The organism is Nocardia acidivorans NBRC 108247 (genome assembly GCF_001625085.1).
GTDB classification, from domain to species: Bacteria; Actinomycetota; Actinomycetes; order Mycobacteriales; family Mycobacteriaceae; genus Nocardia; species Nocardia acidivorans.
Genome location: NZ_BDAW01000041.1, coordinates 22226 through 35123, shown reverse-complemented (window position 1 = coordinate 35123; position 12898 = coordinate 22226). Strand labels below are relative to the sequence as shown.

Below are 12898 nucleotides of genomic sequence, written 5' to 3'. Positions count from 1 at the left end.
GGTCAGCCCTCCTGGGTCGTCTCAGCCGGAGCTTCCGCGACAGCAGTCGCGGCACGCCCGGCCTCAGTGCTGGTCGCGGTTGTGCCCTGGGCACCCGAACGACGCGGGCGGCTGGGCCGCTCACGACGCGGGCGATCACGGTCGCCGGCGGGCGCTGCGGTCGCGGTGACCTCACGCTTGCCACCGACGATGTCGCCCTTGTAGATCCACACCTTCACGCCGATACGGCCGAAGGTGGTGCGGGCCTCGTACAGGCCGTAGTCGATGTCCGCGCGAAGCGTGTGCAGCGGCACACGGCCTTCGCGGTAGAACTCCGAGCGCGACATTTCGGCGCCACCGAGGCGGCCCGAGCACTGCACGCGGATGCCCTTGACGTTCGGCGAACGCATGGCCGACTGAATGGCCTTACGCATCGCACGACGGAACGCCACACGGTTCGACAGCTGCTCGGCCACACCCTGGGCAACGAGCTGCGCATCCGACTCGGGGTTCTTGACCTCGAGGATGTTCAGCTGCACCTGCTTGCCGGTGAGCTTCTCCAGCTCGGCACGGATGCGGTCGGCTTCGGCGCCACGACGGCCGATCACGATGCCCGGACGCGCGGTGTGGATATCCACACGAACGCGATCACGGGTGCGCTCGATCTCGACCTTCGAGATGCCCGCGCGCTCCATACCGGTGGAGAGGAGCTTGCGGATCTTGACGTCTTCTCCGACGTATTCCTTGTACTGCTTGTCGGCGTACCAGCGCGACTTCCAGTCGGTGGTGATGCCGAGGCGGAAGCCGTGGGGATTGATCTTCTGTCCCATTTACTTCGCCCCTCCCTTCCGGCGGCTACGAGTGGCAGCGCCGGCAGTGGGCACGCTCTCGACCTCGATGGTGATGTGGCTGGTGCGCTTGCGAATCCGGAACGCACGGCCCTGGGCACGCGGCTGGAAACGCTTCATGGTCGCGCCCTCGTCGACAAACGCCGTCGAGATGACCAGGGTCGCCGGGTTGAGGCCGAGGTTGTTCTCGGCGTTGGCGGCCGCCGAGGCGACAACCTTCGCAACCGGCTCGCTGGCGGCCTGCGGAGCGAACCGCAGGATGTTCAGCGCATCCTCGACCCGCTTGCCGCGGACCAGGTCCACAACACGACGAGCCTTCATGGGCGTCACGCGGACATGCTTGGCGGTCGCGCGTGCGGTCTGATTCTGAGTGTCAGTGCTCATCGCCGCTTGCTCTTCCGATCTTCCTTGACGTGGCTCTTGAACGTCCGAGTCGGCGCGAATTCACCGAGCTTGTGTCCGACCATGTTCTCCGACACGAACACCGGCACGTGCTTGCGGCCGTCGTGCACCGAGAACGTGTGGCCGATGAAATCGGGAATGATGGTGGAACGACGCGACCAGGTCTTGATGACCTGCTTCGTGCCCTTCTCGTTCTGTACGTCCACCTTCTTCAGGAGGTGGCCGTCGACGAACGGGCCCTTCTTCAGGCTACGTGGCATGTCTAACCTCCTCCTTAACGCTTCTTGCCGCGGCGGCGGACGATGAGCTTGTCGCTGGGACGGTTGGGCTTACGGGTACGGCCCTCGGGCTTGCCCCACGGCGAGACCGGGTGGCGACCACCGGAGGTCTTACCTTCACCACCACCGTGCGGGTGGTCGACCGGGTTCATCACGACACCACGGACGGTCGGGCGAACGCCCTTCCACCGCATACGGCCGGCCTTGCCCCAGTTGATGTTCGACTGCTCGGCGTTGCCGACCTCGCCGATGGTGGCGCGGCAGCGCACATCGACGCGACGGATTTCACCGGAGGGCATACGCAGGACGGCGTAGGCGCCTTCCTTACCCAGCAGCTGAATGCTCATGCCGGCGGCGCGAGCCAGCTTGGCGCCGCCACCCGGACGCAGTTCCACCGCGTGGATGGTGGTACCGGTCGGGATCGAGCGCAGCGGCAGGTTGTTGCCGGGCTTGATGTCCGCGCCGGTGCCGGACTCGATCTTCGTGCCCTGGGCGATGCCCTTGGGCGCGATGATGTAGCGCTTCTCGCCATCCGCGAAGTGCAGCAGGGCGATATTGGCGGTGCGGTTGGGGTCGTATTCGATGTGCGCGACCTTGGCCGGGATGCCGTCCTTGTCCAAACGACGGAAGTCGATCAGACGGTAGGCACGCTTGTGGCCGCCACCCTTGTGACGAGTGGTGATGCGGCCCTGAGCGTTACGGCCACCGGTCTTGGTGAGCGGACGCAGCAGCGACTTCTCGGGGGTCGAGCGGGTGATCTCGGCGAAGTCCGAGACCGAGGCACCGCGGCGGCCCGGGGTTGTCGGCTTGTACTTACGGATTGCCATGAGTTCTTCTCTACTTTCTGAAGTCCCCGCCGCTTACGCGACCGGGCCTCCGAAGATCTCGATGGGCTTGCTGTCGGCCGAGAGGGTCACGAGCGCGCGCTTGGTGCTCTTGCGCTTGCCGTAACCGAAGCGGGTCCGCTTGCGCTTGCCCTGACGGTTAGCGGTGTTGACGCTGGTCACCGTGACGCCGAAGACCTTCTCGACGGCAATCTTGATCTGCGTCTTGTTGGAGTCCGGGTGCACGATGAAGGTGTAGGTACCCTCTTCGATCAGTCCATAGGACTTCTCGGAGATGACCGGCGCCAGCAGAATGTCGCGGGGGTCGGCGATCGTGGTCACTTGCTCTCCTCCTGTGCAGCTTCGGCAGGGCCGTGCACGAAGGCGTTGAGCGCCTCGACGGAGAAGATGACCTCATCGGCCTTCAGCACGTCATAGGTGTTCAGCTGATCGGGAGCGATCGGGTGCACGTTCTGCAGGTTCGCGACGCTCTTCCACGTGGCGATGTCCTCGCGACCGACGACCACCAGGAGCTGCTTGCGAGTCGAGAGCTCGGCAAGGAAGTTCTTGGCGACCTTGGTCGACGGGGTCTGACCCGGGACCAGTTCGGTGATCACATGGATGCGTTCGTTGCGAGCCCGGTCGGAGAGAGCGCCACGCAGTGCGGCGACCTTCATCTTCTTGGGCAGGCGCTGGGTGTAGTCACGCGGCTGCGGGCCGTGGACGGTGCCACCACCGGCGAACTGCGGCGCACGGGTCGAACCCTGGCGCGCGCGGCCGGTGCCCTTCTGGCGGTACGGCTTACGGCCGCCACCACGGACTTCACCGCGGGTCTTGGTCGCATGGGTGCCCTGGCGAGCCGCGGCCAGCTGGGCCACGACGACCTGGTGCATCAGCGAGATGTTGGCGGTTACGTCGAAGATCTCCGCGGGGAGCTCGACGGTGCCCTCGGTCTTGCCGCCAGCGGCCTTGACCGTGAGCGTCAGGTTGGTCTTGGTCTCGGTGCTCATGCCCGGGCACCACCCTTCACTGCACTCTTGACGATCACGACGTGGCCGCGACGGCCCGGGATCGCACCCTTGATCAGCAGCAGACCGTTCTCGGCATCCACCTTGTGGACCGTGAGGTTCTGCGTGGTCACGCGGTCGCTACCCATCCGGCCGGACATGCGCATGCCCTTGAACACGCGACCCGGGGTGGAGCAACCACCGATGGAACCCGGACGACGGTGCACGGCCTGCGCGCCGTGCGAGGCGCCCTGGCCCTTGAAGCCGTGACGCTTCATGGTGCCCGCGAAGCCCTTGCCCTTGGAGGTGCCCGTCACGTCGACGAAGCTGCCTTCGGCGAAGGCTTCCGCGCCGATCTCCTGGCCGACCTCGAAGGAATCGACGTCAGCGACGCGGATCTCCGTGATGTGGCGGCGAGGGGTGACACCGGCCTTGGCGAACTGGCCGGAAACCGGCTTGTTCACCTTGCGCGGGTCGATGGCGCCGTAAGCGATCTGGATGGCGGCGTAGCCATCGCGCTCAGCGGTGCGGATCTGGGTCACGACGTTCGGACCGGCCTTGACGACGGTCACCGGAACAACGCGGTTCTTCTCATCGAAGACCTGGGTCATACCGAGCTTGGTTCCCAGGATGCCGGCAGCCGGCCTGCTCTTGTTGTCAGTCATATCTGGAATCCCCGTCACTGAATGTTGACGTCGACGCTGGCCGGGAGGTCGATACGCATGAGAGCGTCAACCGTCTTCGGCGTCGGGTCGAGGATGTCGATCAGCCGCTTGTGTGTACGCATCTCGAAGTGCTCGCGCGAGTCTTTGTACTTGTGCGGCGAACGGATAACGCAGTACACGTTCTTTTCGGTGGGCAACGGCACCGGGCCAACGACGCGGGCACCCGTACGGGTGACCGTCTCAACGATCTTGCGCGCAGACGCGTCGATCGCCTCATGGTCGTAGGCCTTGAGCCTGATGCGGATCTTCTGTCCCGCCACGCTGAGTGTCCTTTTCTCCGCTTAACGTTTGTGCCCCAAGAGCTTTCGCTCTCGAAACACCCTCATTTGCACAGCCCGAACACACGAAGACGCATCAGCCACCACACGACCCGGCCTCTCGAGGCCCGATCCATCGCCGCTGTTCATCTGTCATGGTTCCATCCGGTCCACGCGGTCGGGCGTGTCGCCCATCCGCTCATTCTTCGGCCCGAGTGATCTCTGAGCCTTGGAACCGTGTCCCGGAAGCACCCGCGCCTATCCGGCGGGGTACAAGAGTGGGTCCTACTCACCCGCCACCACCTGCGACTTTCCCGGAGGAAGGCACAACCCGGTGCGGGCAACCTGAACAGTATGCCCCACGGCTATGGGGGACTTCAAATCGGCCCCCCACACCCGCGAAAACGCGATGGCCCTGGTCACAACCGTCGCCGCGACCGGCTTTCAACCACGGGGTGTCGTCACCCGGGCGCGTCGCCGGACGACCGAGCGGACGTCACGAGGACGCCCGCCGGATGGATCAGTACCCCAGTTCCTGAACGACCAGGAACTGGTAGCCCCCGAGTCGGGCCGGATCCACCACCGCGAAGCCGACCATACCCCCGTACTCCCCCGCCTCTTTGAGCACCGAACCGGGAGTGGCATACAAGTGGCCGTCGCGCTGGAGCAGCTCGGAGTAGTCGTCCAGGATGTAGCCCGTCTGACGGTTCGACAGGAACTGGGTCATCAGACCCGGGACCACACTGTCGCTCAGCGCGGCGGTTTCGGCCCGATCGAACTCCACACCGAAGTAGATCCCTTTACCCGGATCACTGAAGGGTTGAAAGGCGGCGGCCGAGCCCGCTCCCACGGTCGATACTGCGGCCGCGCCCGCCAGCGCGATGCCCAGCGAGGCGGCAACGGTCTTGATACGCATGATTTTTCGAGCTCCATTCCCCGACGAACCGATGAATTGGCATCGGCGCCAGCCACGTTGATCACGCAGCGTTTCAAATTAGCAAGCAACTGCCCGGTTTGCCGGGTGAGCCGGTCGCGCCCCGCACCCTTCCGTCGAACTTACTTCTGAGTAAGATACGCGGTATGAGCAAAGAGACCGCCACCTACCGCGGCTGGAAGAAGCTGCCGGACAACCGCCTCGGCCACACCCTGTTCTCCCTCGGCATGGTCGCGCGCGTCCCCTACTTCGGCACCGTGCTGCCGACCGTGGTGCGCCTGGAACCCGGCCTCTGCGAGGTGACTGCCCCCAAGTGGTTCGGCATCCACAACCACCTGAGCACCTTCCACGCCATCGCCGCCTGCAACCTCGCCGAGGTCGCCATGGGCATGCTCTCCGAGGCCACGGTCCCCGACACCCATCGCTGGATTCCCAAGGCCATGAACGTCCAGTACCTCGCCAAGGCCAACTCCGGCCTGCGCGCGGTGGCCGAACTCCCCGAAATCCCCGACTTCGCCACCATCACCGAGGGCCGGAACCTGGTGGTCCCCGTCGCCATCTACGACAAGTCCGGCGTCGAGGTGGTCCACGCCGACATCACCACCTGGGTCACCCCGAAGTAGTCCGAACCCGGTAATTCCGCTGCGCCCCGGCGAAATTGCCCCGTTCGCCCGCCGGAGGAGGCGTCCGCCGCCGAACTTCGGCGGGGTGCGAAGCCGGGTGGATGGTGGTGGGGCGGGGGCGGGGCTGTTTGAATGCGAAGTATGAGTGGCCGGATGGTTGGTGGGGTGGCGGATGTCTGTGTCGTGGGGTTGGGACCCACGGGACAGGCGCTCGCGCACCGGGCGATGGTCGCGGGGTTGCGGGTGGTCGCGGTGGATCCGCGACCGGAGCGGATCTGGCCGCCCACGTACTCGTGCTGGATCGATGAGCTGCCGGAGTGGTTGCCGCAGAGTGTCATCGCCAGTCGGGTGGACAAACCGGTGGTGTGGACCAAGGCCGAACATCGGATCGATCGGCCCTACTGCGTGCTGTCGAAGCCGGGGTTGAAGGCGGCGCTGCCGTTGGACGACGCGATGGTGATCGCCGGGCGGGCCAAGGCGGTCCAGGCGCATCGGGTGGAGTTGGCCGATGGCACCGAGATTCGGGCCGCGGTGGTTTTCGATACGCGCGGACAGGTGTCGCCGGGACAGCGCAGAGTGGCGGCGGCACACGGCATTTTCGTGCGCGAAGAGGTGGCCGCGCCGATGGTGACCCCGGGTGAGGGGCTGCTGCTGGATTGGCGGAACGAGAATGGCGCGGGAGCGGATGAGCCGCCGTCGTTCCTCTACGCCATGCCGCTCGGCGATGGGACCGTGGTTTTCGAGGAGACCAGTCTCGGGTTGCGGGGCGGAATGCCGCAGCACGAGTTGCGCAGGCGGACACTGCATCGGCTGGCGCGGCACGGGATTCGGCTCACCGGCGATGAACCGACCGAGGCCGCGCACTATCCGCTCGATGACGCACCGCCGAAAGCCGGTCGCGGACAGACGATTCCGTTCGGATCGCGGGGCGGGATGATGCATCCGTGCACCGGGTACAGCGTGGCGGATTCGCTGGCGCTGGTCGATACCGCGGTGGCAGCCGTTCAGCGGGGGCAGGATCCGATCGCGGCGCTGTGGCCCGCGCGGGCGCGGCTGGTCTACTGGATGCGCATGCGCGGGGTGTACGGGCTCGGCCGGTTGACCACCGAACAGTCGATCTCCATGTTCGACGCCTTCTTCACCGCGTCGCCCCGGCAGCAGCGGGCGCTGTTGTCCGCACATGAGGACTACACCGCGCTGGGCGGCGTGCTGTTCATGACGGTGGCGCGGACCTGGCCGTTCCGCTGGCGCTACGACCTGGTCGGCTGGCGGAACCGAAACCGTTGGGTGGGTTGGGATTACGGTCGGCCCGAGTCCTGACGACCGGCTCAGACCCAGTTCTCGATCCAGTACTTCCAGATGATGGGCGCGTAGCCGACCAGCGGCGGGACCTTGATATCGGTTCCGGCCAGCGCGGCCTGGGCGTGCCGGGAGTCGAAGTGGCAGGCGAATTCGCTGTGTTCGATGACGTCCATGGGAACCCCGACCTGGCGCAGCGCCCAGCCCATGCCGGGCACGCGCAGCGTCATATCGAGGGTCTGCTTGGGCATGACCTCCATCAGATGCGGTGCTCCGGCCTCATCGGCGAAGAGGTTGAACACCTCGGCCACGCTCTGCCGCCGCGGATCGGTGAGGTGGTAGGTCGCTCCCCCGCCGCCGGGCCGATGCGCGATGTGGTCCAGCGCCCGCGCCACGTAATCGACCGGAACCATGTTGGTTTCGCCCAGTTTCGGTGAGACCACCGGCAGGATGCGCGGCAGCTGCGCGGCCATGCGCAGCAGCCGGAAGAAGTAGTACGGCCCGTCGATGCGGTCGATCTCCCCGGTGTGCGAATCGCCGATGACGATCGAGGGCCGGTAGATCCGCCACGGCACCCCGTCCTGATCGCGCACGGCCTGTTCGGCCTTCAGCATGGCGCGCTGATACGGCGACCCGAGCACCTGTCCGACGTCGAACATGTCCTCGGTGAACACCCCTTCCCAGCTGCCCGCGATCTGCGCGGTCGAAATATGGTGCAGCAGGCCCGCTTCCAGCTGGGTCGCGAGTTCGGCGACGCGCCGGGTGCCGCCGCCGGGTTCGACGGAGTCGAGTCCACCGGCCAGGTGGAAGACGTGTTCGATCGAACCCCGCTGCGCCGCAATCCAGCTCGGGTCGACGCCGACGCCGGGCGCGTTGAGGTCGCCGCGGACCGCGCGCACCCGGTCGCCCGCGCCCCACAGTCGCAGGCAACGGTTGAAGCGCAGTACGGAGTCCTCGCCGGGGCGCACCAGTACGTGGACGTCCGCACCGCGTTTCAGTAATTCGGGAACCAAGAACCGACCGATGAACCCGGTTGCCCCGGTAACCAGGTAAGACATGGGTTCACCCTAGCGTGACGCGCGCCACACTCCTCCTGCGGCTCCGCAAAACGCTCAAAGCTCGCATGCGGGACGCATTCACATTCCCGTCAGGCTCCGGTCTCGGCCGCCTTGCGATAGCCGCGGATGGCCGGATAGCCGAAGACCAGCACCAGTCCGATGGCCCACGCGATGGTCTTCATCAGCGGCGTGGCGATCGGCCCGTCGTAGGCGAGCCCGCGCATGGCGTCGACCGCCGTACTCATGGGCTGGTTCTCCACGGTCTTCTGCAACCACACCGGATACGCGAACACCGGCACGAATCCGGTGTTGAAGAACATCAGCAGGGTATTGATGACACCGATGACCTGCACCAGCATCACCCCTTCGGTAATGGTGGCGAGCGCGGTCACCAGGACCGCGAAGCCGATGCCGAACAGCACCGGAATCGCGAGCATGGCAATGGCCGCGGCCGGACCGAACCAGAATCGGAAGCCCAGCGCCACACCGACCGCGAGCACGATCAGCGAGGTGACCAGTACGCGAATCGCCTCGGCAAGCAGTCGCCCGGTGAGCCCGGCGGCGCGATTCATCGGCATGGTCCAGAACCGGCCGAGCAGTCCGGTGGCCTTCTCGACCTTGAAGCCGAGCGCGGACACCACCGACCCGGACATGGCCGCGACGAGCATGACCATCGGGACCGTGCCGTAGATGCTGGGCATACCGGTGGCGGAGGTGATCGAATCACCCAGCACCACACGGAACATCAGCAGGGTGGCGGCCGGGTAGACGATGGTCTGGATGGTCGTCGCGGGGTCGCGCGCCCAGCCGATCAGCAGTCGCTTGCACTGGATCAGGCTCTGCTCGAACCAGACCGCCAGCGCCCGTTCGGATCGCTCCCGAACGCGCGGCAGCGGCTGATGCCCCGCCCACGACTCCTGCTCCGCTGTCACCGTTTCGCCCTCGAGCGTGTTGGCTTCGATTACCGAACTCATGACCGCCTCATACTCGCCCAGACCGCTGCCGGCACGAAGACCACAGCGGCGCCGATCAGCCACACCATCGGTACCCAGAACACCTGCCAGGTCACCCCGTTCGCGGCCATGTCACGCAGCGCGAAGGAGAACTGGGAGATGGGTTGATTGCGCACGAACGGCCGAACCCACACCGGGAAACCGGATTCCGGGACGAAACCGCAGGAGAGCATGCCGAAGATCAAAGTGGGCAGCGTCAGCGCCTGACTCAATGATTCGGGACTCTTGGTGAGCGATCCGAGCGCGTCCGCGCCGATCGCGAGGACCGTGCCGACCGCGAGGGAGAACAGGCAGAACAGCACCGCCTGGCCCCAACCGGCCACGAATCGGAAGCCGATCATATGGCCCCAGCCGATGGCGGCGGCCAGCGAGACGATGGACCGCACCAGGCCCGCGCTCAGGCGGGACAGCAGCGGCACCATCTTGCCGACGGGCATGGTCTGCAACCGGGTGTTGAATCCGGTCATGGCTTCGAAGGCGGCCATCTGCGCATTGGACATCATGGTGACGGACATGGTCTGCAGCACGATGATCGGCATGACGAACTGCGCGTAATCGATGCCGCGAAAATGCATGACGTATTTGAGCGGCAGGTAGAAGCCGAGGGTCAGCACCAGCGGGGTGATGGTCGCGAAGATCAGTTCGCCCTTGGTGGCCATCACCCAGAGGATGCGCCCGGTGAGCGCGCGCCACTGTCCGAAGCTGTTGGGCTTGGATTTGGGTAGTCCCGCGAACAGGTCGTCGCGCAGGCGGACGGCGGGTTCGACCGACGCCGCCGTCACTGGGTGCCGCCCGAGTGTCCGGTGAGCGAGAGGAAGACATCGTCGAGCGAGGGGCGGCGCAGTCCGATGTCGGCGAGTTGGATGCCGGCGGTATCGAGTCGGCGCAGTGCCTCGGCGAGGGTCGCGGCCCCGTCCGGCGCCGGAATCGAAAGCCGGTCGCCGCCATTGATTTCGGCGCGCACGGTGGCGGGGACCAGATCGCCGAGCGCGTCGGCGGCGTGGGTCAGCTGTGTCGGGTCGAGCGGGACGACCTCGCAGTAGCTCCCGCCGGTCTTCTCCTTGAGCGCGTCCGCGGTGCCCTCGGCGATGACGGTGCCCTTGTCGATGACGATGATGTTGTCACTGAGCACGTCGGCCTCTTCGAGGTACTGCGTGGTCAGCAGGACCGTGATGCCCTGGGTCTTGAGCGCGTTGACCAGATCCCAGACGCCCTGGCGGCTGCGCGGGTCGAGGCCGGTGGTGGGCTCGTCCAGGAAGACCACCTCGGGCCGGACCACGAGTCCGCAGGCGATGTCGACGCGGCGGCGCATACCGCCGGAGTAGTGCCGGACAGCGCGGCGGCCCGCGCCGGTGAGGTCGAACTCCTCGAGCAGGTTGTCCGCGCGCAGGCGGGCGGCCTTGCGGGGCAAACCCATGAGGCGGCCGAAGAGTTCGAGGTTCTCGCGTCCGGAGAGGTTTTCGTCCAGGGCCGCGTACTGACCGGTCATCATGATCGATCGGCGGACGGCGGCGGGATCCTTGCGCACATCGTGGCCGGCGACCCGGGCGGTGCCGGAGTCCGGGCGCAGCAGGGTGGAGAGAATCTTGACGCAGGTGGTCTTACCCGCACCGTTGGGTCCGAGAATGCCGAGCACCTGACCGCGTTCGGCGGTGAAGCTGATGCCGCTGAGGGCGTGCACCTCACCGAAGGATTTGCGGACGTCTTCGACATATACGGCCGGATCGCTTCCGCCGCGCGCTGCTGTTACTGAAACATTTTGCGGCGAATCCGGTTTGTCCTGGCTCGGCATCAACTCTCCACTATCGGCTGGGCGGGCAATTTCAGTCGCCCCGGGCGGCGGGTCCCCACATCCCCTCGGGATGATCCACTCCGTCGCGCGCGATGTTACCGGCCACGCGGAAGCGGGGTCGTTGCTTTGCCTTAGCAGCGTTAGACCAAACGTGAGCTTCACCACAAACCAATGGGTCTACGAATAGCCGCAGATCCAGGGCCAGACCGGGCGGTCTGCTGAATTTCCGCACCTTGTCGGGGGTGTGCGCCGAACCATAGTCTGACGTGGAGGGGAGAGTTTTCGATGGCCACGAGAGGGTAACCATGGCCGAGTCTGCGCAGCAGCCACGGGCCGCAGCGCGCACCGGAGCGGGCCGATCCAAGGTCCTTACTTCGTACGATCCACGGACCGGGGAGGTCGTGGGCGATTTCGCCATTATGGGCGCCGGTGAGCTGACGCGCGCCGTGCGCGCCGCGCACACCACCGAACAGTGGTGGGCGACAATGGATTTCGCCGGACGCAAACGCTGGCTGCTGGATTGGAAGCGCGCCATCGCGCGCGGCACCCGGGATCTGGTGGAGGTCATCAGCTCCGAGACCGGAAAACCGCGCCTGGACGCCGCCGTCGAGGTGACCCTGGCGGTGGAGCATCTGGACTGGGTCGCGCGCCGCGCCGAGCGGACCCTGGGCCGCTCCACCCGCACCGCCGCGCGCTTGCGGCGCGATCGCCCCGGCTCGATCGGGCATCTGCCGCTGGGCGTGGTCGGCGTGCTCGGCCCCTGGCACAATCCCGTTCTCGCACCGATGAATTCGATCGCCGGCGCCATGGCGGCGGGCAATGCGGTGGTGTTCAAACCGAGTGAACTCACTCCCGGTGTGGGCGCGTGGCTGGCCGATACCTGGAGCCGTCTGTCCCCCAGTCAGCCTGTGCTGCAGGTGGTTACCGGTGACAGCAGCACCGCCGCCGCGCTCTGCCGGGCCCGGCTGGACAAGATCGCCTACTCCGGTTCCGCCGCCGGGGCGCGCGAGGTGACCGCGCTCTGCGCGCAGTCCGGTACGCCGCTGGTGGTCGAACAGGGCGGTCGCGGAGCCATGGTGGTACAGGTCGACGCCCGGCTCGATACCGCCGCTGCCGCAGCGGTTTACGGGGCGATGTCCAATGCCGGACAGCATCCGGCGGGCGTGCACGTGGTGTACGTGGCCGATTCGGTCTACGAGCCGTTCCTGGAATTGGTCGCCGGTCAGGCCCGCCGCCTGCGCCCCGCCGCCGACCGCCGCGCCTCCTACGGGCCGATGGTGCTCGAGGCCCAGCTCGACGTGGTGCGCCGCCAGGTCCGCGACGCCCTCACCCGCGGCGGCCGCGCCGTGGTCGGCAGTCTGGAATCGATCCGCGAGCCCTATATCGAACCGGTGGTCCTGACCGAAGTCCCCGAGGTGAGCGTGGCGATCACCGGCGATGCGGTGGGTCCGGTGCTCATCGTGAATCGGGTAGCCGATATGGACGAGGCCGTCGAACGCGTCAACGCGTCGGAAAGACCGCTCCCCGTAGCGGTTTTCACCCGGGACATCCGCAGTGTCCCCGAATTCGCCGAACGCCTGCGCACCCCGTTGGTGACGGTCAACGCCACGCCGGTCTACGGCGTGAACGGCCCGGGCCGCATTCGCGACCCGCAGTCACTGCTGGAATTCACCCGCCCCCAACTGATTACCGAACAGCGCCACCGAGACCCGTTGGGCACCTTCGACAATCATCCCCAGCGTCTCCGGATGGCCAGGGCCCTATTCCGTCTCCGCCACCGTGTTTGACTTGCCCTCCGCTTCGCTCCGGGCGGGTTCGCGGCCCTGGGAGTCGCGGGCCGCGAACCTCGCGGCGAGAAC

The 12898-nt window shown here is 66.5% G+C and carries 16 protein-coding genes; 3 read left to right on the top strand and 13 right to left on the bottom strand.

Features of this window, described 5'->3' with window-relative positions:
* Positions 1-2: 2 nt before the first annotated feature.
* The 9 genes from rpsC to NA10_RS22375 form a co-directional block, all read right to left on the bottom strand.
* Positions 3-809: a 30S ribosomal protein S3 gene (gene rpsC / locus NA10_RS22415; RefSeq protein ID WP_067571121.1), complete on the bottom strand. Its 807-nt coding sequence runs from the start codon at positions 807-809 to the stop codon at positions 3-5.
* Positions 810-1211 (bottom strand): 50S ribosomal protein L22, encoded by a 402-nt coding sequence (rplV, locus tag NA10_RS22410; protein ID WP_067571119.1) that lies wholly within the window; start codon positions 1209-1211, stop codon positions 810-812.
* A complete protein-coding gene (gene rpsS, locus NA10_RS22405; protein WP_040804204.1) occupies positions 1208-1489 on the bottom strand; it encodes a 30S ribosomal protein S19 in 282 nt (93 codons plus the stop codon). The genes rplV and rpsS overlap by 4 nt, the downstream gene beginning before the upstream one ends.
* Before the next feature lie 14 nt (positions 1490-1503).
* Complete coding sequence (rplB, locus tag NA10_RS22400; RefSeq protein ID WP_067571117.1) at positions 1504-2334, bottom strand: 50S ribosomal protein L2; 831 nt, start codon at positions 2332-2334, stop codon at positions 1504-1506.
* Between the two features lie 33 nt (positions 2335-2367).
* Complete coding sequence (gene rplW, locus NA10_RS22395; RefSeq protein WP_067571115.1) at positions 2368-2673, bottom strand: 50S ribosomal protein L23; 306 nt, start codon at positions 2671-2673, stop codon at positions 2368-2370.
* The gene (rplD, locus tag NA10_RS22390) at positions 2670-3341 is read right to left on the bottom strand and encodes a 50S ribosomal protein L4 (protein WP_067571113.1); all 672 of its coding nucleotides are present in this window, start codon (positions 3339-3341) and stop codon (positions 2670-2672) included. Before rplD ends, rplW begins: the two co-directional genes overlap by 4 nt.
* A complete protein-coding gene (gene rplC, locus NA10_RS22385; protein ID WP_067571111.1) occupies positions 3338-4003 on the bottom strand; it encodes a 50S ribosomal protein L3 in 666 nt (221 codons plus the stop codon). Before rplC ends, rplD begins: the two co-directional genes overlap by 4 nt.
* Positions 4004-4017: 14 nt before the next feature.
* Positions 4018-4323, bottom strand: coding sequence for a 30S ribosomal protein S10 (rpsJ, locus tag NA10_RS22380; protein ID WP_003938093.1), 306 nt, complete (start codon positions 4321-4323; stop codon positions 4018-4020).
* 517 nt (positions 4324-4840) lie between these two features.
* Positions 4841-5236, bottom strand: coding sequence for a hypothetical protein (locus NA10_RS22375; RefSeq protein ID WP_067571110.1), 396 nt, complete (start codon positions 5234-5236; stop codon positions 4841-4843).
* Between the two features lie 164 nt (positions 5237-5400).
* Here NA10_RS22375 and NA10_RS22370 point away from each other — a divergent pair, with 164 nt between their 5' ends.
* Entirely contained in the window at positions 5401-5877 is a 477-nt protein-coding gene (locus NA10_RS22370; RefSeq protein WP_067571107.1) for a hotdog fold domain-containing protein, read from the top strand.
* A 141-nt stretch (positions 5878-6018) separates the two neighbouring features.
* Positions 6019-7197, top strand: coding sequence for a lycopene cyclase family protein (locus tag NA10_RS22365; protein WP_067571105.1), 1179 nt, complete (start codon positions 6019-6021; stop codon positions 7195-7197).
* Positions 7198-7205: 8 nt separating this feature from the next.
* Here NA10_RS22365 and NA10_RS22360 read toward each other — a convergent pair whose 3' ends face one another.
* The 4 genes from NA10_RS22360 to NA10_RS22345 form a co-directional block, all read right to left on the bottom strand.
* Positions 7206-8234 carry an SDR family oxidoreductase gene (locus NA10_RS22360; RefSeq protein WP_067571103.1) on the bottom strand — a complete coding sequence of 343 codons (1029 nt, stop codon included), beginning with the start codon at positions 8232-8234 and terminating at the stop codon, positions 7206-7208.
* A gap of 89 nt (positions 8235-8323) precedes the next feature.
* A complete protein-coding gene (locus NA10_RS22355) occupies positions 8324-9208 on the bottom strand; it encodes an ABC transporter permease (protein WP_067571101.1) in 885 nt (294 codons plus the stop codon).
* Entirely contained in the window at positions 9205-10029 is an 825-nt protein-coding gene (locus NA10_RS22350; protein WP_067571099.1) for an ABC transporter permease, read from the bottom strand. Before NA10_RS22350 ends, NA10_RS22355 begins: the two co-directional genes overlap by 4 nt.
* Complete coding sequence (locus NA10_RS22345) at positions 10026-11039, bottom strand: ATP-binding cassette domain-containing protein (RefSeq protein ID WP_084515129.1); 1014 nt, start codon at positions 11037-11039, stop codon at positions 10026-10028. Before NA10_RS22345 ends, NA10_RS22350 begins: the two co-directional genes overlap by 4 nt.
* A 305-nt stretch (positions 11040-11344) precedes the next feature.
* Between NA10_RS22345 and NA10_RS22340 the strand changes: the two genes are divergently transcribed.
* Positions 11345-12826, top strand: a complete 1482-nt coding sequence (locus NA10_RS22340) for an aldehyde dehydrogenase family protein (protein ID WP_067571095.1) — start codon at positions 11345-11347, stop codon at positions 12824-12826.
* Positions 12827-12898 lie beyond the last annotated feature (72 nt).